This window comes from Chlorobiota bacterium, assembly GCA_016700335.1.
Taxonomy (GTDB): Bacteria; Bacteroidota; Ignavibacteria; order OLB7; family OLB7.
Map to the genome: position 1 here is coordinate 1,359,058 of CP065014.1, position 26,369 is coordinate 1,385,426.

A 26,369-nucleotide genomic window follows, 5' to 3' on the forward strand; every position below is an offset into this window, starting at 1 on the left:
AATTATAAGATATGTTAATAAATTCTGATAGATCTTTATTTTTTTCAAAAGGAGATATTAATGATAAAAGGCTTGGAGATATTGTTTGTAAAAATGTTGATGAAATTACCAGTGAAACAAAAATTGCTATTATAGGATGTCCTCAAGATATAGGAGTAAAGCGTAACGGAGGAAGAATTGGTTCGTCAAAAGCTCCTTTTGAAATCAGAAAATCATTTTACAAACTAACTCCATTCGATGTTGAAACTGAGTTGTCTATACCCGAAGGACTGATAGTTGATTTCGGGAATATTGATGTAACTGGTTCATTAGAAAAAATACATGAAAGGTTGCAAAATAGTGTTGAATTTGCCATATCAAAAAATTTAACTCCAATAATTATCGGTGGTGGACATGATATAACTTACCCAAGTTGCAAAGGTATATCGAATAAATTTGAAAATGTTAGTATAATTAATTTTGATCCACACTTAGATGCAAGACCTTGCAACCCTTTAAGAAATTCTGGAACATCATTTAGAATGTTGATAGAAGAGGGAATAATAAATCCAAAAAATGTTATTGAGTTTGGAATTCAATCTGGAGTTAATTCAGAAAATCAATATAGATGGATGAAGGAACAAGGAGTTAATTTATTTACACTACCAAGAATTAGAAAAGGTGGATTTGATAATACATTATCAGAAGCATTGGAAATTGCATTATCAACTAATGCATTATATACAACTATAGACATTGATTCTATAATGTCAGCTTTTGCACCAGGAGTTTCTGCTTCAGCAACTGATGGTTTTACTCCCAATGAAATTTTAGGATTATCAAGAGAACTAGGTTCGCAAAGAAAAGTAATATGTCTTGATATTGCAGAGGTTAATTTAGTATATGAATCTGACTTGAGAACATCACGGCTTGCTTCTCAGATAATTCTACATTTTGTTTTTGGTTATCTTGAAAGAGATTTTCTGCAGAATACCATTTAACATAACCAGAAAAAAATCTTTTTTCATAATCAACAACCCCAACTCCTTTGCGTTCCACAGCTAGTAAAGGAATCTGATGTTCACGACAAAAATTCTCAAGTTTTAACAATTCAATTTCTATCTCATTTGGGTTTTCTTGTTTATTATAAAACCTAAACATTCCTAATTCAATTTTATTTGGCATAGAAAACATAGGATCTAAATAAACTTTACCACCATTTATCTTAGTCTTAATTAGAGTTTTACATAAGCTGTTTTGATCAATACAACTTGTGTCAATTTTAATTTTACCAATTGGAAAATCAATTCTATTAATATTTGGATTTATTAAAAATGCAATACGTTTTGATTGATAAAAATCAGCAGTAAGAACAACATCTTTTGAATTTAATTTATTTAGATATTCTTTATTAATCCAATAAACACAATTATCTGTTGTAAAATATTTAGTTATTGCAGGAGTATTTGCAATAAATAATAAAGCTATTGAAAGTGTTGTGATTTTTCTAATTTTCAATGAACTGGATTCTTTCAAATTATCACCAATAATTAAAATTCCGAAATATGGAATTAACCACATCCAAAATTCATTTGAAACTGCCTCCCATAAACCAAACAAAATAATACTTGATACAAACCATACACCTAAAATAACTCCTGTAAGGGTCCAATTTACGCCATTCCTTTTATTCTGATTTCTTCTTTGAATTGTAAGCCAAACATAAATACAACCAACGCAAACAGAGCAAATTATTAAAAAAATAATTAATTCTTGAGGAAGATTCCTAATTAAAAATCTATCATCTAATGTTAATCTATATGGAAATAATTTTGCTGAGAGTTCATTTACAAAATCGAATGAAAGTATGTATTCACTAAAGAAAATAGTTCTTAGAATACCAATAACAATATAAAGTGGAGTTTTTAATTGGGGGACATCTTCTGGAAATCTTAACATGAAAGAAGTGTATCCTCTAATAAATTGTATAAAACTTGATTGATGACTTATTAAGAAAGCTGTATAATACATTGCTATTCCTAAAAATGATGAAATCAAGCCATATTTTAATGCTCTGTTAAGTCTTAATTTAAAACTAAGATATATACCATTATCATTTTTTACAACAATAATTCCAATAAGAATAGCTAAACCAATAAAGCTATAACCTTGATGATTTAATGAAGCAAAAAGGGTATAAAAAATAGATATAAATAAATGAAGATTTTTGTTTGAATTTCTAAACTTTACTGCATAGTACATAGAAGCCATGGCAAATGACGTGCCAGCAATATAAAAATCTGATATTATAGAATAGCTCCACCAACAGAACGTAAATGCAACAGTTAACATTGCGCCATAAGCTGCATAAACACTAGTTGTGCGAGAATAAGTAATTTTACCTATAAAAAATAGTCCTAAAGCACTAGTACACGATACGTAAAATTTAGTGAAAGAAAGTGCACCTTGAAAATCATTAATATGAGCTATTTTTGTAAACCAATGTAGAACATATAATATTAAATGATGTGTAAAACTTGATATTGCAGTATTGGCTGTATTGTTTGTTCCTTCTAAAACATACAAACCAAATTGCAATGAATCATCAGCATATATATAATTTTGTGAGGGGAATAAAATATATATAACTAAAAATAATAAAGATAAAAAACCTAGCTTTGTATTTAATGTAAATTTTTCTGATTCCATTTTACAAAGATATATTTGTAGTTGAAAATTATTAGCTTATCAAAAAGTTTAATTCGTAATAAATAGTAAAGAAGAATAAATTAAATAATAAAAAAAAATTAAATTCAAGTTAATGTCAAATCAAACATTGATACATAATGAGTTAAAACTTTCTAAAGACCAAATATTGGCAGCACTGCGAATTATGATGCTAGCAAGAAGAACTGATGAAAAACATTTGATGGTTTTAAAACAAGGGAAAAGTTTTTTTCATATTGGTTGTTCTGGTCATGAAGCAATTCAAGTTGCAATTGGGTTGGCAATGAATCCAGAAAAAGATTGGGCTTGGACATATTACCGTGATTTAGCTTTAACTTATACATTCGGCCATACGCCAAATGATCATTTTTTAGGTGCATATGCCAAAGCTGATGATCCTGCAAGTGGTGGTAGGCAAATGCCATGTCATCATGGAAATAGAAGAGTACATTTACCAACACAATCATCACCAACTGGAACTCAATTTTTAAATGCTGTTGGTACTGCCTTAGCAGCAAAAAAAGATGGGAGTAATGATGTAACTTATGTTGCAAGTGGAGAAGGAACATGGTCGCAAGGGGAAGTTTATGAAGCTGTTAACTGGGCTTCAAGAGAAAAATTAGGAATGATATTTTGTGTTCAGGATAATGGATATGCAATATCTGTTCCTTCAACTTCTCAAACAGCTGGTGGAAGAGCTGGAAATTTATTTAGAAGTCATCCAAATTTAAACGTAGTATTTGTGGATGGATGTGACTTTTTCGAAAGTTACAAAGTAGCTCTTCAATGCATTGAAAGAGCAAGGAATGGTAAGGGTCCATCTTTGATTCATGCTAATGTAGTTAGGTTGTTAGCACATTCAAGTAGCGATGATCAACGTAAGTATAGAGATTTAAATGAACTTGAAGAAGAAAAACATAGAGACCCGATTGAAAAGTTAAAAAAATATATTTTAGAAAATAAAATAGCTGAACAAAATGAAATTGATGCATTATATGAAGATGTAGTTAAAGAAATTGATATAGCAGCAGATTGGGCTTTAACTCGTGCAGATCCTACAGCTGATACAAGTACAAGATACAATTACTCTGAATTTAGATTGCCTGATTCAGATTTTGAAAAGACTATTCCTAATGGTGAAAAAATTGTAATGGTTGATGCTATTAATCATGCTATGCACGAGGAGATGAAATTCAATGATAAATTACTAATTTTTGGAGAGGATGTAGCTGATAAAAAAGGAGGTGTTTTTACTGCTACAAAAGGTTTATCAAATGAATTTTCTGAAGATAGAGTTTTTAACTCACCATTAGCAGAAGCATCTATTATTGGAGTTGCTTTAGGATTAGCAACTAGAGGTTATAAGCCATGTGTTGAGATTCAATTTGGTGATTATATTTGGCCTGCTTTTATGCAATTAAAAAATGAAGTTGCAACTTTAAGGTATAGAAGTAATAATGGATTTAAATGTCCGATGGTTGTTAGAGTTGCTGTAGGTGGATATATTAATGGTGGTTTGTATCATTCTCAAAATATTGAAGCTTTTTTTGCTCATATACCAGGTCTTATAGTTGTTTATCCTTCAAATGCTGCTGATGCTAAAGGGCTTTTAAAAACAGCATGCAGAATTGATGATCCAGTTATATTTTGTGAACACAAAGATTTATACAGATCTTCATATGCTGCATCTCCTGAACCAGATGAAAATTATCTTTTAGATTTTGGAAAAGGAAAAATAGTTCAAGAAGGTTCAGATATAACAATTGTTACTTATGGAGCAATGGTTAGAGAAAGTTTAAAAGCATCAAAAAAACTTAAAGATGAGTTAAATACAAGTATTGAAATTATAGATTTAAGAACAATATTACCATGGGATAAAGAATTAGTATTTAATTCTGTTAAAAAAACTGGTAGAGTTTTGATTGCTTATGAAGATACCATTACAATGGGCTTTGGAGCTGAAATAGGAGCTGCAATTGCTAAAGAATGCTTTACTTTTCTTGATGCTCCTGTTGAGAGAGTTGCTGCTAAGGATTCACATATACCATATGCAAAAGTTTTAGAACTTGATGTTTTACCAACAGAATCTAAAATTTATGATAGTATAAAAAATGTACTAACTTTTTAGTTTAGTTATTATTATTATTATATTTTGTTTTTTTTTTATTAATTATATAATTTATTAAAATTTGAATTATCTCCACACTGCAGAAATTTTATATACTAACAATACAATTTATTCAAACTATGCCGTTCTTCTTTCAGAGGACGGCATTGTTTTAGAATTTAATTTTACTAAAAAAATTAAAGGTTATTATGATAAAGAGATAAAACATCAAATCTTGATGCCAGGAGTAATTAATTGTCATACTCATCTTACAGATTCATTTCATAAGAAACAAGTTTCAGGTGGGGAAGGATTGGTAAACTGGGTTAGAAATTTGATAAATTCAAGGAATTTAAATTTGCAAACGGAGGATCAATTAAAGAAAAGTGTTGAATTTATTTTAAATGAAATGATGTTTTCTGGAACAGTTGCAATTGGAGAAGTTAGCAATGATTTTAAAACTATAAATGCAATTATAGATTCAAGGATTAATTGTTTATTCAACTATGAATTAACTGGTTTTAAAGAAAGTAATTATAATGCCGTTATTGCAAATTCTAAGTTAAAAATAATTGAGTTACAAAATCAAAATAATGACTTTAAAAAAGATAATTTAAATTGGGTTTATTCAGCTCATGCACCATATTCAGTCTCTTTGAATTTGTTAAAATTAATTAAAGATGAGAATAATAAAAGGGGAGGAAAAACTTTTCAACATTTAGCCGAAGATTCTCAAGAACGAAAATTGTATATTAACGGTAATGGTGAATTTGTTGACTTACTTAAGTATTTTAATGCTTTCGATGAAAATTGGATTTTTCCAAAAGTATCACCTATACAATTGTACAATGAATTTGAATTGTTAGATGAAAATTATGTTGGTGTACATTTAACAGATTGTACAGCAAATGAAATTGAAATGTTATCAACTTGTAATTGTTATGGGGTTCTATGTCCAATTACTAATTTACATATCACAAAAAAACTTCCTCCATTTGAAGAAATAATAAAAAATAAACTGAAGTTTGGATTAGGAACTGATGGATTAGGATCTAATTGGAGTTCTAATGTATTTGACGAAGCAAAGTTATTGCTTGAAAATTGGTATGGGTTAGCCCCTGGTATTTTGTTAAAATCTTTAACTTCAATAGGTGCTGAAATTTTAGGATTTAATTCCTTAGGTAAATTTCAAGTTGGAAACAATTGTGGGATGATATCTATTGAAACAAATACAATAAACAATGATTTGAAGAGCTTGGAAGAGGGAATTATATTAAATCCTACTACTAGAAACTCAATTAATTTCCTTAAAATGTACTAATTACTTTTTCTTTAATAGCCAAGTAATGTTTGGGAATAGTTTTAATTTTAAAATAATAGTAGTTAATAATTTTGATGAATACATATCAGATTTATGTTCTCCAGACAAAATTTTTTCTTCAGTAACATTTCTGATTTCTAAATTATTTTTTTTCCAAAGTCTCATTAAAGCAGGATAAGTTGTATAACTTACATGTTTCATTAAAAATTCTGGGTTCCGTCCTAAAGCTTTTAAAATATATTTTCCAATCCATTTAGGAGTTAATGGAAACCATTTTAATCTATAATGCCCTTCATAAGGAAACAGATAATTTGGTACAGACATCCAAATAATTCCACCTGGTTTAGTAACTCTTATAATTTCTTTTAATGTTTGTTCTCTATCTTGAACATGTTCCAAAACATTTTGACAAGTAACTAAATCAAAATGATTATCAGGATAAGGAATTTTCTCACCTACACCTTTTTTTATTCTATCAAAGTTAAGTCCATAAGACTTTAAAAGCATATGGGAAATTTCAAATTCTTCGGTGTCTGGTTCAATTCCATATGCGTCTGCTCCATTAACTAAACTAGCAAACATTAATTCACCCCAACCAGAACCAATATCTAGAAGTTTTTTATTTTCAATATCAACATATTCTTTTAATGAATCAATTGCTGCAGTACCTCTTTCATGGTTTCGTCTTTGTTGAACAAAAGTTTCAACATGTTTTTTATTATTACCTAAGTACTCACCAAATTGATATCTAATATTAGCTTCTAATCTAATAAGATATTCTTTATACAAAACATTGTCAGTTATTTCAAGCTTTTGTTGGTTAGACATATGTAACTAAATTGAACTTAGAATTATATTATAATGAAAAATCTAAAAATAGATTTAGATCGTAAACGTTAACTAATAGGCATTTAAATCGAACAAATATAATGTTGAACCTTCAAATAAGATTATTAAAAAATGTAACATTATAAATTCTATAATTAAAAAAAAGAAATCTTGTAAATTGAAATAAAAAAAGGAATGAATTACTTCATTCCTTAAAAAAATGTTGTCGGGGTGGCAGGATTCGAACCTACGACCTTCTGCTCCCAAAGCAGACGCGATACCGGGCTACGCTACACCCCGTTTTTTTTGGTTCGCAAAAGTCGGAAAAAAAAATGGACTACACAAGAGTTTTTATTTTCAGTCTTATTTTAAAGGGTTATTTTTGAACATAATCAATATGAGAAAAATTATAAAAAGTATTAAAAACAAGTTATTAGTATTTGGGAATATGATAAAATTTTCTCATAGTATTTTCGCATTGCCATTTGCATTTACATCTGCAATAACAGTTTATAAAATTGAAAAAATTACATTTAGTTTGTTGGATGTTTGCTTTTTGCTTATATGTATGGTATCAGCAAGAACAGCTGCAATGGGCTTTAATAGAATAATTGATAAAAATATAGATTCAATTAATCCGAGAACAAAAAATAGGGAATTACCGTCTGGTAAAATATCAATCAACACATCTTACAGTATAACAATTGTATGTATAATTATTTTTATATGTAGTTCATTCTTAATTAATCAAGTTTGTGGATTTCTTTCAATTCCATTAATAGTATTATTATTAGGTTATTCATTAACAAAACGATTTACTTTTTTATCTCATTTTGTTTTAGGATTATGTTTAGGTGCCGCACCATTAGGAGTTTGGTTTTCAATGAGTGGGGGATTTCATTTAGCACCTGTATTCCTATGTTTAGGTGTAACCTTTTGGGCTGCAGGATTTGATATATATTATTCCTGTCAAGATGAAAAATTTGATAAAGAAAATAATTTAAATTCATTACCTGCTAAAATAGGTGCTTTAAATTCTATACTGACTGTTAGAATTATCCATTTTATAGCAATTATTTTCTTTATTGTTTATGGGATATATTCTAACTTTGGATTAATATTTTATTTAGGATTGATTCTAGTTAGTTCAATACTTATCTATGAAGCTTGGCTATTACGTAAAGGGGATTTGAAAAAAATTAATCTTGCATTTTTTAATTTAAATGGATATGTAAGTATAATTTTTGCAATAACTGTTTTAATTGATGTGTTATTTTTAAGCAAATAAAAATTTATGAAATCTATTCTGTTCAATAAAAATGTTACTAAAGTTCAAGTTTCTTACATCAAAAGAAAGTTAATGAATTCAGGTGCATCTTCTATTCAAGAATTATCTGGTGATAGGGTAATTCTATTGATAGAAGACCCAGCCAATTTAATAGATTTTGATGAGTATAAATTATTGGAAAATGTAGAGTCAATTTTATCGACATTTGAAAAAAATATTCATGTAACTAATGATATCCCATCAATAAATATACAATCTGGAATTGATGATAAAATGATAATTGCTGGTCCTTGTGGCGTTGAATCTGAAGAACAAGTAGCAATTATATACAAACATTTATCTAAAGAAGGATTAAGATATGTTAGAGGTGGGGCTTACAAACCAAGAACTTCACCACATGATTTTCAAGGATTAGGTAAATCTGGTTTATTAATTGCAAGTGATATTGCAAGAGATTATGGTTTACAATTAATCAGTGAAATAGTTGACCCAAGAGACGTTGAATTTGCGTCAAGATACATTTCGGTTATTCAAATTGGAACTCGATCAATGCAAAATTTTCCTTTGTTAAAAGAAGCATCACATAGTGGATTACCAATACTACTTAAAAGAGGTATGAGTGCAACTGTTGAAGAATGGATAGGAGCAGGAGAACATTGCTTAGTTGCTGGTTCTCCACTAGTTATTTTTTGTGAAAGAGGAATAAGAACTTACGAAAGTATAACTAGAAATACATTAGATATTTTAGGGGCTGTTGCTTTAAAAGAAAGAACTAAAATGCCTGTTATTATAGATCCATCTCATGCTGCAGGTCGAAGAAGTTTAGTTATTCAAGCTGGATTAGCTGGTATTGCTTCTGGTTTGGATGGAATTATAGTTGAAGTTCACAATGATCCTGCATCAGCTAAAAGCGATGCTTCTCAAGCTTTACCATTGGATGAATTTACAATTCTTTTAAATAAAGCAAGAGCTATTAATGAAGTCTTAACAATGCAATTTAATTAGGAATTAATTTTAAACTAATTAACAAATAGATTTAATCAAAAAATAATTCAACTTATAAATTTAATAAACTGGAACTTTCCCTTGCATATAGTCCTGATGCCGATGACGCTTTTATGTTTAGAGCAGCAGTAGAAAACCTAATCGATACTGAAGGATTAAGTTTTATTCCTTATACGAATGATACTCAATCTTTAAATACTGTAGCTCTAAAAAATCAAATTGATGTAACAGCAGTTTCAGTTGCATTTTATCCATTTATTTCTGAAAACTATTTTTTGTTAGATCATGGGGGATCAGTAGGAATGAATTATGGACCTGTAATTGTTGCAAAAGAGGAGTTAAAATTACCAGATTTGTATTCAAAAAAAATTGCTACTCCAGGAGAAAAAACTACGGCACATTTTGTTACAAGTTTGATAATAGAGAATGCAAATTATACAACAATTCCGATAACGCCTTACGAAAGTATATTTGAAGCAATTCAAAATAATTCTGTTTTAGCTGGAATTATAATACATGAAGGAAGATTAACTTATTCAAAACATGGATTATATAAAATTTGTGATATAGGTGAATGGTGGTATAATAAATACAAACTTCCTTTACCCTTAGGAGCAAATGTAATTAGAAAAAAATTAGGTAAAGAAACAATTGAAAAAGCTAGTAGAGTATTAAAAAAATCTATTAGATATGCTCTTGATAATAAAGATGAAATGATTAATTTTTTAATAAATTTTATACATAGACCTAATGAAGTTGCAACAACTGAATTGCTTGATATATATTTAAGTATGTATGCTAATGAAGAAACCTATGAGTATTCAAGTAGCACCAAATTAGGTTTTGAAAAAATGTTTGAATTGATGTATGAAAATTTGTTTATAGACAAAAAAGTTAATTTAGAATTTGTAAAATGATAGATTTATTTGATAAAACTTTATTTTTATTTGCTGCAGATATGGAATTTGATGCTGCTATGGATAATAAGAATAATTCTTATAATACTGCAATTTGTGGAGTTGGATTGGTTAATTCAGCAATTGGAACAGCAAAAGCCATTCAACAAAAAAATCCTGAGAAGGTTATCTTTATTGGTTCATGTGGAAGCTACAATAAAGATTTTATTCAAGAATATGATTTTGTAATTGGAGAATCTATAAAAATTGCATCAAGTGATTTATTATTAGGTAATATGAGGGTTCCAGCTTTAATTCAAAGTGAATTTAAAACAAATGAAAACCTCAATAATCAATTATTAGATTTTTATAGAATAACTAATAATTTAAAAAAAGTAAATATTGCAACAACTTTTGGCATAACTGAAAGTGAAAAAGTAGCAAAAGAATTTGAAAACTATTTTTCATGTGAAGTTGAAAATTTAGAAGCTTACTCTGTTGCTCAAACTTGTATTGAATTTAATATTCCATTTTCAATTATTTTAGGTGTTACAAACATTGTTGATAAAAATGGAGGAACCAACTGGTATAAAAATTATAAAAATGTTTTAAAAGAATTGTTCAAACCATTTAGCACAAATTAAATTACTTAATATAATGCCTAAATCTAATACTAAAAAAAGTGATTCAAAGGAATCAAAGAAAGTTACTAAAAGTGAAGAGAATTTATTAAAAAAGATTGAAGATAAATCTTTAGAAAGTAAACATGAAACTAGATCTAAAAATAGTGAAAGTGTTACTATATCATTTGATGTACCTAAATGGTTGTTAAATCACTTAGATTTATCACCAAAAGAATTTACAAGAATTTTCAGAATGTTTGGATCTTTCAGTTTGTATGCACTAGATTATTTAGAAGATGATGAAGCTTCTGCTTTAGTTGCAAGCAATAAAGATTTTACTGATCACTTGTACAATTGGTTAGGAGAAATTTGTGAAAAAACTGCTGAAAAGTATGCCATGTTGCATGATATATTAGAAGAAGAAGTAAATGAAGAAGTTGCTGACAGATTTGAAGATGATATGGAAGAAGTATGGGATGAAAATATTGACAATATACTTTCAGATGAAGAGTCTTCATATCGTGATGTAGATGATGAGTAAAATATCTCTTTAATGTATTTTATATTTTTAAAAGTATGAATTTTTAGGAAAAATTAATTAATAAACTCACAATTGTATTAAAAATAATATTGTTAAAATCGTCTCAGTAATAGGAGAGTTAGAAAGAATGTTTGAGATGTTTCCAGATTTACCAAAGGAAGCAATTATCAAACAAGATATTTTAAGATTAGGGGTTACTTTTACAAATCAAGCACTTTCATTTTCTAAAGATTATAAACCAAAAGATTATTTTATTTTCTCTTTTGATCATATAAAGCTTGGTGAAATGCAAGAACATGAAGCTAATGGTTCTCCTGAGGAAATTAAATTAACTAATGGTGTATATAATTTATTACCAACAATTGTTTCCGTTCGTGTAAACCCTTTTTCTCCTTATCAAGTTCAATTATTGGATGAGAAAATTATTTTATTATGTGAAGGTGTTATTTTAGCAGAAGTTGAATTTCCTCCAATACCTGAATATTATAAATATAAACTTTCAAGTGGAAAAAAAATAAGTGAAATAGCTCCATCAATTGAATGGGGTTATTTAGTTTATTTAACTGTATACAGATTATGTCAGTATTGGGGAAAAGATGAGGAATGTAGATTTTGTGATTTGAATGAAAATTACAGGCAACAAAAAGAAAATGGTAGAGAGTATACCGCAGTCAAATCGATTGATGATATAGTTGAATCAATGAATTATATTAACCAATATGATAACATTACTAAAGCATATACTGTAACGGGAGGATCAATAACAACAAACCTTCAATCAATGAAAGAAGGTGAGTTTTATGCTAGATATGCTGAGGCTATTGAGTCAAAATTTTCTGGGAGGTGGATTTCTAAAGCTGTAGTACAAGCATTGCCAATTGATGAAGTTAAAATGCTAAAAGAGAGTGGTTATGAAATTTATCATCCAAATTACGAAGTTTGGGATAAAAAATTATTTGATTGGATATGTCCAGGTAAAGAAAGATATGTTGGTCAGAAAGAGTGGATTAAAAGAATATTAGATTCAGCTGAAATTTTTGGTTCAACTAACGTTATTCCAAATTTTGTTGGAGGTGTTGAAATGGCTCAACCATTTGGATTTAAAGATATTGATGAAGCTGTTAAAAGTACATCAGATGGATTGGATTATTTCATGAGTTATGGCATAATTCCAAGATTTACAACTTGGTGCCCAGAACCTACATCAGATCTTGGTAATCAAGCAGGACCACCATTAGAATACTTCGTCAAACTACTTTTTAATTGGAGGAATATCTTCGAAAATTACAATCTACCAGTACCCCCAGGCTATGGAAAACCCGGTGTAGGAAATGCTGAATTTTCAGTAAGTGCATTTATGGATATTATTCGTCCTGAAAAAATTACAAATAGAAATTAATATTAAACCAAAATATTTTATCTTTAAATATTAAATAATCAAAAATATATTCTTGTAAATGAAAAAAATTTCAATTCAATTAATAGTATTTAGTCTGTTAATTTTTTTAGTTTCTTGTAAAACAACTACAAATAACTCACAAAGTGCATCAAATCAAGATTCTGCTAGTAATGTTCAATCATCTGAAGCAGCTGCAACTAAGTTATCTCCACAGACAGCAACTCCAAGTGAGCCGAATGAATTAGGAATAGTACCTATTTCTGGAGTTGATAAAAGTGATGATAAAAAAATTGCTCCAAATATCAAATGGACTTCATCTGATGGGACTTCTAAATCACTAAATGATTATAAAGGGAAAGTTGTAATGTTGAATTTTTGGGCAACTTGGTGCCCTCCTTGCAGAGCTGAACTTCCAGATATTGTAAAATTGAGAAATGAGTTAGGACCAAAAGGATTTGAAGTAATTGGAGTTTCTGTAAGTGAAAGATTACAACCAGGAACAACAATAATTCAACTTTTATCTAAATTTATGAATTCAAATAAAATGTCATATCCAATGTTGTATTTAGGTATGGATTCAGAGCCACAAATGAAAATTGCACAAGAAGTTACTTCTGCATACGGTGGTATATCTGGAATCCCTTCAACATTCATAATAGATAAAAAAGGAATTATAACTTCAAATTTTGTTGGTGGACAAAGTGAAGCAACTTTTAGAAAAGCAATTGAAGCAGCTTTAATGAATTAATTATAAAATAATTTTTAACTTATAGTTGAGTTAATCTTTTTAACTCAACTATTTTTTTAAATTTAAATGTATAAAAATTTATCAATAAATAATCTCAAATTAGTAAGATCACTAAAATCAAATAAAGGAAGAATAAAATCCGATTTATTTGTTGCTGAAGGTTTTAGATTGTTAAGTGAGTTAAGTAAAAAAAATTTATGTGATATAAAGTTTGTTTACGGAAAAGAACTTGAGTTAGATAAATTAAAAAATATTTTACATAATGTTGAAATGTATTTAGTTGAAAATAAATTTGATAATTCTATTTTTTATACTGAAAATTCTCAAGAATGTGCTGCTGTAATATCAATTCCAAATTCTGGTGATATTGAAAATATAATTACAGAAAAACCGTTATTCTATTTAGATGAAATTACAGATCCTGGAAATATGGGTAATATATTTCGAAGTTTAGATTGGTTTGGATTTGATTCTTTAATTCTCTCTGAAAATTGTGTATCACCATATAATCCAAAAGCAGTTAGAGCAAGTATGGGTGCTGTTTTCAGAGTAAAGGTTTATAAAGATATTGGGGTAAAGTGGTTAGAAAATTCAGGTAAACAAATTCTATTGTTAGATATTGATTTTAAGAATTTTTTAAGCGAAATTAATCTTCCTCAAAATGCTATTTATATAATAGGAAATGAGGCACATGGATTATCAAAATCTATAAAGAATTTAAAACATGAGAATGTCTCAATTAAAGGTTTTGGAGAAATGGAATCATTAAATGCTGCAACAACAGTTTCAATTTTATGTTATGAATTATCCAAAAACTATTTAAAATATAGTACTTCTATTTGATATTTTTGTAAAAAGATTATCTAATTTAATCAAACAACAACTTATTTGCAAACAATATATTATATGTTGATATTTCAAAAATTAAAAGGATTTATTTCATTTATTCTACTATTTTTTCTGACAATAATTAGTTTAAATGCTCAAGTAAATAAATCTATAAATACAAATTCTAAAAAAGATTTTGATGAAGGGAATATTGAAGAAAGAGAGAAATGGTTTTATGGTCAGAGGGCATACCCATACCCTTCAATTCCTCAGGGAGTCAGGTCTGAAGCTATTCGTGAGACTAAAAGAATGGTCGAAAGATATTCCAAATCTTTGAAAAATTCTAAAGAATTTCAATCAGTAGCATCGACATGGGAGGAAGTAGGACCAATGAACATTGGTGGAAGGATACGCGCAATTGCAGTTCACCCAACACAAGCTGGTACTTTGCTAATTGGAGCTGCAGCTGGAGGAGTATGGAAAACTATAGATAACGGAACAAACTGGACACCAATTTTTGACTTTCAAACAGCAATTGCAGTGAACTCTATAATGTATGATCCTACTAATAGTAATACGATATATGTAGGAACTGGCGAGATAACTTCAAATGTTGATTCATACTTAGGTGATGGTTTGTTTAAAAGTATTGATGAAGGTAAAACTTGGAAAAATATTGGGTTAACTAACGTAGGTGCAATTTCAGGCATAGCAATTTCTCCTTCAAACAATAAAATTATTTATGTAACATCAACTAAAAACAATGGGGGATTTTATAAATCAATAGATGGAGGTTCAAATTGGAAAATAGTTGTAAGTGGAAATTATTTTGATATGACAGTTAATCCAAATAATTTTAACGAAGTATATATTTCTAATGAAAATTCAGTTCAAAAATCAATTGATGGAGGAGTTACTTTTAAAAAAATCGTTACTGGATTAACTCTTACAAATTCTAGAAGAATAAGTATTTCAATATCCCCTAGTAAAACAACAAAAGTTTATGCATTAATTGCCAGAGCTTCTGGTAGTGCTGATATAGGCGAAGTTTATTTCTTTGATGCAGCAAATGAATCTTGGAAATTAATTTATACTCTCCCAAATTCATTTTTTACAGTAGGAACAAGCGGACAAGGTTGGTATGATAATGCAATTGCTGTACACCCAAAGAATGATAATGTTGTTCTTGTAGGTGGAATTGATGTATATAGAACCAATAATAATTTATCTTACTCTAATGTAACAAACAGTTATAATGGTGGAAATGTACATCCAGATCAACATATTATTAAATTTGATCCTAAGGATAACAAAGTTGTTTATCTTGGGAATGATGGAGGAATTTATGTTTCAATCGATACTGGAAAAACTTGGTCAAGATTCTCAACAAAGTTAGCAGTAACTCAATATTATAAAATGGATATAGATCAAACTAGATTTTATAGATTATACGGAGGAACTCAGGATAATGGTTCACATGGATCCTTTGGCACAACATCAATTGTTACAGACAAATGGAAGTCAATATATGGGGGAGATGGTTTTTATACTACTGTAGATCAAGCAGATCCAAATTATGTTTATGCTGAGAACTTTAATGGAAACAATATTAATCGAATTACAATATCCAATACTGGTTCAACAGGAAATAAGAATATGGATCCTAATGGTAAGATAAATGATGATGGAGCTTGGTCTTCTCCAATGGCAATGAGCTCTGTTGATAAAAAAAGTTTTTATTCTGGTCAAACTTTTTTATGGAGAACAAGAGACATAGGTACAAACTGGACAAAGTTATCACCAGGAAATGGAGGTAAAATTTCAGCAATAGGATTATCTAAATTTAATGCTCAAAGATTATTGATAGGATCTGAAAGGGGAGAGGTTGCTTTTAGTAGTGATGATGGTGGAAGTTGGACTGATTCAAAAGGTACTCCAGGAAGATATTGTTCTGAAATTGAATTTGATCCATTAGAAGAGAATATCGTATATGCAGTATTTTCCGGAACAGGATCTGGTAGAGTATATATTTCAACAGATTATGGAGAAAATTTTAAAGACATTTCAAAAGGTTTACCAAATACTCCTGTAAACGCAATCGAAATTAATTCTGCTAATAATCAACAACTTTATATTGGAACTGATGTTGGAGTTTTTGCTAGTTTAGATAAAGGAGTTACTTGGTTCCCTTTTATGGATGGGTTGGCAATAGCTCCAATAGTAGATTTAAGAATTCATAAACAACAAAACGTTCTATATGCTGCTAGTCATGGGAGGTCTATGTGGAAAGTGGCTATAGGTCTTGTAAAAGAACCAGCATTATTATTATATCCAGTAGGTGGAGAAACATTCGTTACCCCTTCAAAAATTTTAAGTAAATGGTCTGGTTTTACAAGTTCAGTTAAAATTTCTATTTCATTAAATGGTGGTGAAACTTATAAAACATTAGTTGAGAGTACATTAGCAAATTATGATTCTTTACAATTACCAAGATATAGAACAACAAGAGCAAAAATAAAGGTTGAAGAGCTTACATCTAATAAAATTGCCGAGTCAGGATTGTTTTCATTAAGCCCAAAAACTAATACTTCTGAAATTTTAAATAGAGGTTTTATTATTGAAGCTGTAGCAGTAAAAGATAATCAAATGTGGAGTACAGTAAGAGATGAAAATATAATGTTAAAATGGAATTTACCTTTATCTAATATATCAAAAAGGGATAGTGTAAAACTATCAAACATTCCAGTTGGTGTAAAAGATATGGCTTATAATAATTCTGAAAAAGTATTTTATTTACTTTATTCTGATAATGATTATAACAATTCTAAAGTTCTAATTATGGATACGCTTGGCTTTAAAATTGGAGAATTAGATTTACCTATTAAAAGTATTTCTGGAATAGCTATGAGCCCTTGGGGTTTAAATTTGATTACTCCTGGTTCTAATCCAACAATTTATTTAGTTGATAAAACTGGAAAACTTATTTCTCAAAAAATTGTTGAGAAAGTATTAGGTAATGATAGAAGATCGTTGGAGTTTGATGAATCGGGATTTATACAAGGAGTTTTAAATAGGGATACAAACGAACAATTTAGAAGTGAAATTCAAAGAATAAAATTGAATGTAAATTATTCTAATGATTCTTTAGTTACATTAATATCAAGCGGGATTAACTCAATTGAATTTTATGGATTAACTTATTATAATGGGGGAATTGATAGAACAAAAAGCCAGTATATTTGTACTGATACAGCAGGAGTAGTAAGAATTCTACCACAATTTCAATTTTTAAATTCAGTTAATGATTTTAAACAATTGGAAAATAATTTAAATTACAAAGTATATCCTAATCCAGCAAAAAACATTATTAACATATCATTAAATTCTAAAGATTCTAATATTTCAGATAATTGTAATTTAATAATTTACAATCCACAAGGAGATATTATTAAGGAAATGAAATTAAAAAATGTTGATAAAGTTAATTCTAGTTATGAAATTGATACAAAAGAATTTTCGAGTGGATTGTATTATTTTGTAGTAACATCCACAAATGGTATTAGATTGAGCTCACCAATTACTATTATAAAATAATGTTGAAAAAGATTAAGTATCAAATAAGGTTCTATACTTTAGTTTTAATGTATTTGGTTCTATTTACTAAGTTATTTTCTCAAGAAAATTATAATGAAGATAATAAAAGAAACGAGTTAAGGGAACGTGAACAATGGGTTCAACACAGACTACGTTTCCCCTTTGATTCAGTTCCAAATAATTTGATAGAAAATGGATATAAACAAAGAGACTATATTCAATCAAATTCAAATGAAAAAATTACTCAACCAAAATTTTTATCAACTTCAAAATGGCAAAGTATTGGTCCAGATAATATAGGTGGTAGAGTAAGGTGTATTGCTAGTTCTCCTTTTGATAATTCAACAATATTTATTGCTACAGCTTCTGGTGGTTTATGGAAATCTTCTGATGGAGCATTAACATGGAAACCTGTTTTTGATAATCAGAATACAATTGCTTTTGGAGTTATAACATTTGATCCAAATAATAAAAATGTGATGTATGTTGGAACTGGAGAAGAAGCTGGAAGTGATGGTTATTATGGAGCAGGAATTTTTAAATCAAATGATTTAGGTGAGACTTGGAATTATATAGGTTTGAAAAACATATTTGCAATAACAAAAATTTATGTCAGTAAACTTAATTCAAATATTATTTACGTTGTTGGAATTCGAAATGGTGGATTTTTTAAAAGTATAGATGGTGGGGTTACTTGGACCAATTCAGTTACAGACGATATATATGATTTGGCTGTGAATCCCAAAAATCCAGATGAGCTTTATATTTGTGGAAGTAACGTTAAATATTCTAACAATGGAGGATCAACATTTATTAATAAATCAGTTGGTATGGAATCTGATGGTAGAATGTGTATTGCAATTTCGGAAACGAATCCGAACATTCTATATGGACTTATTTCAAAGGGAGTAAATGCAGAGGTATATAAAACCTTAGACAAAGGAGTTACATGGTCGTTGTTAAAAACATTTGATCAATCTTTTTTTAAAAACCAACAATTTTACAACATTTGTATATCTGTAAATCCTGTTAATCCAAACATTGTATTTATAGGTGGAATTGATATTTGGAGGTCTTCTAATGGAGGTGAAAAATGGAAGAATATAACTAATTCATATACAGGAAATGATTTACAAGATTATTCTGTACATCCCGATCAACATTGGATTTCATTTGACCCTTCAATTCCTGAAGTAGTTTATATAGGAAATGATGGTGGTTCATATTTTTCAGTTGATGATGGAGTTAATTGGCAAACTTTGGCAACAACTTTACCTGTAACACAATTCTACAGAATGGATATAGACCAAAGAAATTCTAATAAGGTATATGGTGGGAGTCAAGACAATGGTTCTTCAGGATCATTTGGAATAAATAGTTCAAATAATAATTGGAAGGGAATTCTTGGAGGTGATGGGTTTTATTGTGTAGTTGATTTAATTGATTCTCAATATGTTTATGCTGAAGTTTATAATGGTGATTATATGACTAGAATAAATCCAGGCAATCCTTTTTTCGATAAGAACTCTATTGGTAGCCCTGAGGAGCGTGGTTTATGGTCATCTCCTATGGTAATGAGTCCTGCAGATAAATATACACTTTTCACAGGAAGAAGAAATTTATTTAGTGTTAATCCTTCAATTGGAGTTTGGAAAAAGTATACTCCAAATGTAGCAGGTTATGTATCATGCATTGGATTAAGTAAACACACTATAAATGATTTATGCGTTGGTGGTAGTGATGGAAGTGTAAAGTTTAGTACTGACTTAGGTAATACTTGGGGAAATTCAATAGGAATACCAACTAGATATATGACAGATTTGAAATATGATCCATTAATACCAGATCGAGTTTATGCTGTATGTACTGGTTATAATTCGGGTCATGTATTTGTAAGCAATGATAAAGGAAAAAATTTTACTAATATCTCAAGGAAATTACCTGATGTACCATTTAATTCAGTTGAGATAGATCCAAACAATAATAAACATATATTTGTTGGAACAGATGTTGGTGTATTTGTTAGTATTGATGAAGGATTATCTTGGAACTCTTTCAATAATGGTTTACCAAATGTAAGAGTTACAGATTTAAGAATTCATAAGTTAACAAAACAACTTTATTGTGCAACTTTTGGAAGATCAATGTGGCGAACATCAATAACAGATGAATCTTTACCTCAATCTTCAGTCAACAAATTAGAGAATATTGTTAATGATATTATAATTATGGATGTGGTTCCTAATCCAATTAAAAATCTTTTTAAAATCCAGTATAGTTCCGCAACAAGTGGGAATTTAAAATTAGATATTAGGGATGTAAACGGAAAATTAGTAATTCAAAAAGTTATGGAAAATACTGAAATAGGAATCAATAGTAAAACTATAAAGTTGTTAGATCTTCCAAATGGAAATTATTTTTTAACAATATATGATGGAAAAGTAAAAAGTAAAATGCTCTGTATTAAAATTGAAAATTAATTTATAATATTGTTAAGTTAATTTGAACCAGAAATTTTAAATTAAAATTAAATTTTTATATATGTTTAGTAAAATTGATTTAGCAATTGATTTTTTAAAAAAAGGAAAATTAATAATTGTTACTGATGATGAAGAAAGAGAGAACGAAGGAGATTTTGTTGGATCTGCCGAAATGTGTACTCCTGAAATGATTAATTTCATGATCAACGAAGGTAGAGGTATGCTCTGCACTCCTTTAACAGAATCAAGGGCTCTGGAACTTAATCTTGAGTTAATGTCACCTGTTAATACTTCTTTACATCAAACACCTTTTACAATTTTAATAGATTATATTCATGGAACTACAACAGGAATATCTGCTGCTGATAGATCTGCAACTGTAAAAGCAATTGCAGACCCAAATTCCAAACCTACTGATTTTGGAAGACCAGGTCATATAGCACCTTTGAGAGCTGTTGAAGAAGGAGTTTTAAGAAGAGCTGGTCATACTGAAGCAGCAGTTGATTTGATGAAACTATCAGGTTTATATCCAGTAGGAGTACTTTGTGAGATATTAAAAGATGATGGAACTATGGCTAGGTTTCCAGATTTACTAGAATTATCTAAAAAATTTGAAATGCCAATTGTTACAATAAAAGATTTGATTGCTTATAAATTAACAAAAGAAAAACTTGTAAAAAAAATAGTTGAAGTAGATTTACCAACAGATTATGGAGATTTTAAATTACATCTTTATCATAATTTATTAGATAATAAAGAACATCTTGCTTTAGTAAAAGGAGACATTACTACTAATGAACCAGTATTAGTTAGAGTTCATAGTGAATGTTTTACTGGTGATACATTAGGTTCTAAAAGATGTGATTGTCAATCTCAACTTCACACCTCAATGTGTTATGTTGAACAAGAAGGCAGAGGAGTGGTGCTTTATATGAGGCAAGAAGGAAGGGGAATTGGATTGACTAATAAATTACTAGCTTATGCTCTTCAAGATCAAGGTAAAGACACAGTTGAAGCAAACGAAGCTCTTGGTTTTAAAGCAGATTTGAGAGATTATGGATTAGGTGCTCAAATTCTTTCTGACCTTGGAATTAAGGAAATGAAATTAATTACTAATAATCCTAAAAAAATTATTGGTTTAGAAAGTTATGGATTGAAAGTAGTTGAAAGAATTCCTTTAGAGGTAGGTCATAATGATTCAAATTTTAAATATTTAAAAACAAAAAAAGATAAATTAGGTCATTTGTTTTCATAAATATTTTATAAACATTAAATACATTATCCTTTTATAATCAACTATAAATTGTTTTTTATCAGAATAAATCACTGTATATAAAACAAATATGTATGAATAATTCTTTGATTTTAAAAAGTAATATTAAAAGAAATTCTAATATCAAATATTCAAGCTTGATATTAGCATTAGTAGTCATTTTAGATTTGTTTGCTATAACTATTTCTTTTTTTATATTTTATTTAGTTAGAGTACATAGTGGTATATATTCAGACTTAATGGGATATCCATTTTGGCTAATCAGCGTAACTTTGTTTTTTTTGTTAAGTGGATGGATGTTTGCTTTTTGGTTTTTTGGAGTATATTTTTCTGTTCATAATAGATCACTTTTTGATGAATTTTATTCAGTTACTAAAGTGATTGCTATTGTTTGTACAATCCTTCTTTTGCTTGTTTATATTGAAACTGCAAATGTTCCTAATGGATACCCTAGTACTTTATTTATTTCAATATTAATTTATTTTTTACTTAATACTTTTTTTATTGGTTTTAGCAGATGGTTTGTTAGACATTTTCTTAAACTTCTTAGAAGAAAAGGAATTGGATTGAAGAAAACTATAATAGTTGGTGAATCTTCTAGAAGTTTACAATTGTTAGATATGTTTGATAATTCATTAGAATTAGGTTATAAAGTTATGGGTACTGTTTTAATAAATGGAAATGAAAGTCCAATATTTTCAAATAGATCACTTGGAAACATTTCAGATATAAATTCAATTATAGAAGTTAATAATATCGAAGTAACAGTTCTAGGTATGGAAAGTGATAGAGGTTTAATATATAGTTTAATAACTGAAAGTAAAGTTTCAAAAACTACTGTAAAAATTATTCCTGATTTATATGAGTTGATTAATGGTCAAACTAAAGCTCAACATTTGTATGGTGTTCCTTTAATAGAAATTAGCCCAGAAATAATGTTGACATGGCAAAAACATTCTAAAAGGATTTTAGATATTATTTTTTCTATTTTTGCATTGATAATAACTTCTCCTATAATGCTATTGACAATTATATTTATTAAACTTGAAGATGGTGGTCCTGTTTTTTATAGTCAAAATAGAGTAGGATTGAACAACAAAGAATTTAAGTGTCATAAGTTTAGATCAATGAGAACTGATGCTGAAGTTAAAGGAATTAGCTGGACTAAGATGAATGATTCAAGAGTAACTAAAGTTGGTAAATTTATTAGATCTACTCATATTGATGAATTACCCCAATTTTGGAATGTTGTTGTAGGTGAAATGAGTGTAGTTGGTCCTAGACCTGAAAGACCTTTTTATGTTGAAAAATATTCTAAACTTCTACCTTCTTATCCAAGAAGATTGAGAGTACAACCGGGATTAACAGGATGGAATCAAGTTCAAGCAGATGAGATTGTTGAAAATATCGAATATGTAAGGGAAAGATTAAGACATGACTTTTTTTACATAGAAAATATTTCACTAAGGCTTGATATTGAAATAATGTTTCGAACTTTGATTCGTGTACTTGGTAGAAAAGGACAAGCTTAGTTTTTAATCTAATTTTTTAATCAATAAAATTTTCTGATGTCTTTTATATTCAAAAAAGTTTTGGTTATAATTCCAACTTATAATGAACTTGATAATGTACCAACATTAATAAATGATGTATTAAAACAAGATGATAGATTAGACTTACTTTTTGTTGATGATAATTCTCCTGATGGTACAGGCAAATTTATTGAGAATGTAACTTTGACTAATGATAGAGTTAATTTAATTAGTAGGGAAAGTAAATTAGGTCTTGGAACCGCTTACTGTAAAGGTTTTGAGTATGCAATATTAAATAATTACGATGTTGCCTTTGAAATGGATGCTGATTATTCTCATGATCCAAACACAATACCAGTGTTTCTTGATAAAATTTTAGAGAACGATTTAGTAATTGGTTCAAGATATTCTCAAGGAGTTAATGTTGTAAATTGGCCAATGAGCAGGTTATTATTAAGCTATTGTGCTAATATATATTCAAGACTTATCACTGGAATGCCTTTGTATGATGGTACAGGTGGTTTTAAATGCTTTAGAGTTTCATTACTAAGAAAAATAAATCTTAATAAAATTAATTCAAATGGTTATTCTTTTCAAATTGAATTGAATTTTTTGGCTTGGAATTTAGGTTCTAAAATTCTAGAGATTCCTATTATTTTTGTAGATAGGAGAAATGGAGTTTCTAAAATGTCCAAAAATATAATTCATGAAGCTATGATTATGGTTTGGAAGTTAAGATTTTTAAAGATATTTGGTAGTATTAAAAAATTGTATAATTAATAAAATGAAATTTTTAAATTTATTTATTGTTGTTTTCTTTTTGTTAACCATTTCAGGTTATTCTCAAGTTAAATCTATCTCAATAAAAGCAGGTGATAAATTCCAATTCAATACAACTACAGAAGTAGATATTGCTGTCAATATGCAAGGTCAAGAATCTAAAACAAATTCTTTTTCAAATGCACTAACCGATTTAACTTGTATTAAGAATGATTCAAAAGAAATCAAATGGAAAATACAAGATTTATCTAATAGAATTAAAATAATAGGTCAAACTGGATTTCCAAGAAGTATGGATACTACTTTAGTAGGTAACATAAATGAATTTACAACAACTACAAATGGAAAAATTTTAAAAGGAATAAAAAAGTATCAAATATCTGAAACAGATAATACTAATCTTTTCAATGTTTCAATGAAACAGAATTTATTGGTTTTTTCTCCTTTGTTATTGGTAGATAAATCAATTGGTGATTCTTGGATAGACACGAAAACTGATACTCTATTATTAACAATTATGAGAACAACTGTTATAACTTCAACCAGTATTAAAAAAACATTTAAATCAGTTATAGATACATTAGGCAACAAAGTAGCAATAATTAATTTCCAAACCATTAAATCATCTGTAAATTCAAACTCAGATGAGGTAACTAGTTCTGATATGAGTTTTGAGGGAACAATAAATACAAATGGTGATTTTTATTATTCACTAAATGATGGGCTTTTAGTTTTTAGTAAATCTGAAACAGATTCTGATTTAAATTTAACTATGAAAACAGCTAATAACTTAGTTTTTCCAATTAAGCAAAAAGCAATTTCTACTTATATTAGAACTCTATCCCCAAAAATAATAGTGACCAAAAAAAATACAAAAAATTTAAATAAATCAAAAAAAAATTAAGTGAATGAATTTAGTTTGTATATACTTTATTCATCAAAATAAATTAAAAAAAGATCACTTATTGTTTAAGTCAATTCATAATATAAATTATAAATTTTTTAGTAAATTATTATTTTTATCTTGGCTATGTTTTGCTCCTACATTAGCATTGCATCCTCAAGAAGCAGGTAGATATGATCATTATGTAATAAATGATACTGATTTGATAAAGCCATCTGAATATGCTTTAAGAAGACAAAAAGCTCTTGATTATTTAGATTCTGGGATGGCTCTTTTTTTAGAAAGCTCAAAAGAAAAAGTTAGATCTAATGATGTCAATTTTGATTTCAAACAGAACAACAATTTATATTACTTGACTGGAATAAATGAAATTGGAGTTTCATTTATTTTGTTTAAAAATGCGTTTCATCTAAAGAATGGTGATTCAACCTATGAAATTCTATTTGTAAAAGATAGAGATAAATATAGTGATTTATGGATTAACAAAAGAATGGGTGTAGATGTTGCAAAAAAAATATCAAAAATTAAAGTTGTTTTAGAAGATATTGAATTGCAAAGTGTTTTAGATTCTATTTTACCCAAAACCAAAACTTTACTATATTCAGATTGGGGCTATAATATTTTAATGGATGTTATTTCGAGAAATCAATCTAATTGGGTTAAAGATAATTTAATCAAAATTAAAACTAAATATCCAAATCTTTCAATAATTAATAACAATCAATTATTTTCTGTTCTAAGAGTAATTAAATCTGAATCAGAAATAAAGTTAATGCAAAAAGCTATTGATATTAGTGTTGAAGCACATTTAGAAACTATTAAAAATGCAAAACTTGGAATGTATGAATATGAACTTGAAGCAATTATGGAATCAGTTTTTCATAAAAGGGGTTCTGAATCTCCTGCTTATCCAAGTATAATAGGGAGTGGAGAAAATGGTTGTATTTTACATTATACCTCAAGTAGAAGAAAAATTTTAAACCAAGATTTAATTGTAATGGATTGTGGTGCAGAGTATCATGGATATTGTGCAGATATTACTAGAACAATTCCTATAAACGGTAGATTTTCAAATGAACAAAAGTTGATATATGATTTAGTTTATAAGGCACAAGATTCAGCCATTAAATTATGTCGAAAAGGAAATCAGTTTAAATCACCACATTTTTTAGCTGTTGAGATAATTAGTAAAGGTTTAAAAAGTTTGGGAATAATAAATAATGAATCTGAGTATGGTCAGTATTTTATGCATGGAACTTCTCATTATTTAGGTTTAGATGTGCATGACGTTGGAAGTACTAAAATTTTATTAGATGAAGGAATGATTATAACTGTTGAACCAGGTATCTATATTGCAAATGATAGTCCTTGCGATAAAAAATGGTGGAACATTAGTGTTAGAATTGAAGATGACATATTAATAACAAAGGATAATCCAATAATTATGTCAGAAAAACTACCAAGAATATCAACTGAAATTGAAAAAATAATGAAAAAAAATCTTTAACATATTATC

Annotated in this window: 20 protein-coding genes and 1 tRNA gene; 18 read left to right on the forward strand and 3 right to left on the reverse strand. The window is 28.4% G+C overall.

The features are described 5' to 3' along the window. Nucleotides 1-11 precede the first annotated feature (11 nt). Nucleotides 12-980: a formimidoylglutamase gene (locus IPP08_05600; protein ID QQS67638.1), complete on the forward strand. Its 969-nt coding sequence runs from the start codon at nt 12-14 to the stop codon at nt 978-980. Here the strand turns inward: IPP08_05600 and IPP08_05605 are convergent. Beyond that, on the reverse strand, nt 871-2,688 hold the full coding sequence (locus IPP08_05605) for a hypothetical protein (GenBank protein ID QQS67639.1): 1,818 nt from the start codon (nt 2,686-2,688) through the stop codon (nt 871-873). The two genes, IPP08_05600 and IPP08_05605, sit on opposite strands and share 110 nt — an antisense overlap. Nucleotides 2,689-2,800: 112 nt before the next feature. Between IPP08_05605 and IPP08_05610 the strand changes: the two genes are divergently transcribed. Together IPP08_05610 and IPP08_05615 are read left to right on the forward strand one after the other, a co-directional pair. Continuing rightward, nucleotides 2,801-4,834: a dehydrogenase E1 component subunit alpha/beta gene (locus IPP08_05610; protein ID QQS67640.1), complete on the forward strand. Its 2,034-nt coding sequence runs from the start codon at nt 2,801-2,803 to the stop codon at nt 4,832-4,834. A gap of 61 nt (nt 4,835-4,895) precedes the next feature. After that, nucleotides 4,896-6,134: an amidohydrolase family protein gene (locus IPP08_05615; protein ID QQS67641.1), complete on the forward strand. Its 1,239-nt coding sequence runs from the start codon at nt 4,896-4,898 to the stop codon at nt 6,132-6,134. Here the strand turns inward: IPP08_05615 and IPP08_05620 are convergent, their stop codons facing one another. After that, nucleotides 6,135-6,962, reverse strand: a complete 828-nt coding sequence (locus IPP08_05620; GenBank protein ID QQS67642.1) for a class I SAM-dependent methyltransferase — start codon at nt 6,960-6,962, stop codon at nt 6,135-6,137. Between the two features lie 226 nt (nt 6,963-7,188). Next, nucleotides 7,189-7,262 (reverse strand) — tRNA-Pro (locus IPP08_05625). A 97-nt stretch (nt 7,263-7,359) separates the two neighbouring features. On the opposite strand from IPP08_05625, the gene IPP08_05630 reads away from it, so the two are divergent. The 15 genes from IPP08_05630 to IPP08_05700 all read left to right on the forward strand — a co-directional run bounded on the left by IPP08_05630 (nt 7,360) and on the right by IPP08_05700 (nt 26,360). Then, nucleotides 7,360-8,250: a UbiA family prenyltransferase gene (locus IPP08_05630; protein QQS67643.1), complete on the forward strand. Its 891-nt coding sequence runs from the start codon at nt 7,360-7,362 to the stop codon at nt 8,248-8,250. A 6-nt stretch (nt 8,251-8,256) separates the two neighbouring features. Further along, a complete protein-coding gene (locus IPP08_05635; protein ID QQS67644.1) occupies nt 8,257-9,255 on the forward strand; it encodes a bifunctional 3-deoxy-7-phosphoheptulonate synthase/chorismate mutase in 999 nt (332 codons plus the stop codon). 113 nt (nt 9,256-9,368) lie between these two features. After that, nucleotides 9,369-10,172, forward strand: coding sequence for an ABC transporter substrate-binding protein (locus tag IPP08_05640; protein QQS67645.1), 804 nt, complete (start codon nt 9,369-9,371; stop codon nt 10,170-10,172). Continuing rightward, the gene (locus tag IPP08_05645) at nt 10,169-10,795 is read left to right on the forward strand and encodes a hypothetical protein (protein ID QQS67646.1); all 627 of its coding nucleotides are present in this window, start codon (nt 10,169-10,171) and stop codon (nt 10,793-10,795) included. The genes IPP08_05640 and IPP08_05645 overlap by 4 nt, the downstream gene beginning before the upstream one ends. A 13-nt stretch (nt 10,796-10,808) precedes the next feature. Continuing rightward, entirely contained in the window at nt 10,809-11,315 is a 507-nt protein-coding gene (locus tag IPP08_05650; GenBank protein QQS67647.1) for a hypothetical protein, read from the forward strand. 127 nt (nt 11,316-11,442) lie between these two features. Next, on the forward strand, nt 11,443-12,714 hold the full coding sequence (locus IPP08_05655) for a radical SAM protein (protein ID QQS67648.1): 1,272 nt from the start codon (nt 11,443-11,445) through the stop codon (nt 12,712-12,714). A gap of 58 nt (nt 12,715-12,772) precedes the next feature. After that, on the forward strand, nt 12,773-13,462 hold the full coding sequence (locus IPP08_05660; protein QQS67649.1) for a TlpA family protein disulfide reductase: 690 nt from the start codon (nt 12,773-12,775) through the stop codon (nt 13,460-13,462). A gap of 66 nt (nt 13,463-13,528) precedes the next feature. Continuing rightward, on the forward strand, nt 13,529-14,305 hold the full coding sequence (locus tag IPP08_05665) for an RNA methyltransferase (GenBank protein ID QQS67650.1): 777 nt from the start codon (nt 13,529-13,531) through the stop codon (nt 14,303-14,305). Nucleotides 14,306-14,368: 63 nt separating this feature from the next. Beyond that, complete coding sequence (locus IPP08_05670; protein QQS67651.1) at nt 14,369-17,884, forward strand: T9SS type A sorting domain-containing protein; 3,516 nt, start codon at nt 14,369-14,371, stop codon at nt 17,882-17,884. Then, nucleotides 17,884-20,364: a T9SS type A sorting domain-containing protein gene (locus tag IPP08_05675; GenBank protein QQS67652.1), complete on the forward strand. Its 2,481-nt coding sequence runs from the start codon at nt 17,884-17,886 to the stop codon at nt 20,362-20,364. Before IPP08_05670 ends, IPP08_05675 begins: the two co-directional genes overlap by 1 nt. A gap of 61 nt (nt 20,365-20,425) precedes the next feature. Next, nucleotides 20,426-21,619 carry a bifunctional 3,4-dihydroxy-2-butanone-4-phosphate synthase/GTP cyclohydrolase II gene (locus IPP08_05680; GenBank protein QQS67653.1) on the forward strand — a complete coding sequence of 398 codons (1,194 nt, stop codon included), beginning with the start codon at nt 20,426-20,428 and terminating at the stop codon, nt 21,617-21,619. A gap of 92 nt (nt 21,620-21,711) precedes the next feature. Beyond that, entirely contained in the window at nt 21,712-23,169 is a 1,458-nt protein-coding gene (locus IPP08_05685) for a sugar transferase (GenBank protein ID QQS67654.1), read from the forward strand. Nucleotides 23,170-23,205: 36 nt separating this feature from the next. Beyond that, nucleotides 23,206-23,949 (forward strand): polyprenol monophosphomannose synthase, encoded by a 744-nt coding sequence (locus IPP08_05690; GenBank protein QQS67655.1) that lies wholly within the window; start codon nt 23,206-23,208, stop codon nt 23,947-23,949. A gap of 4 nt (nt 23,950-23,953) precedes the next feature. Beyond that, nucleotides 23,954-24,853 carry a hypothetical protein gene (locus IPP08_05695; protein ID QQS67656.1) on the forward strand — a complete coding sequence of 300 codons (900 nt, stop codon included), beginning with the start codon at nt 23,954-23,956 and terminating at the stop codon, nt 24,851-24,853. A gap of 61 nt (nt 24,854-24,914) precedes the next feature. After that, nucleotides 24,915-26,360 (forward strand): aminopeptidase P family protein, encoded by a 1,446-nt coding sequence (locus tag IPP08_05700; protein ID QQS67657.1) that lies wholly within the window; start codon nt 24,915-24,917, stop codon nt 26,358-26,360. Nucleotides 26,361-26,369 lie beyond the last annotated feature (9 nt).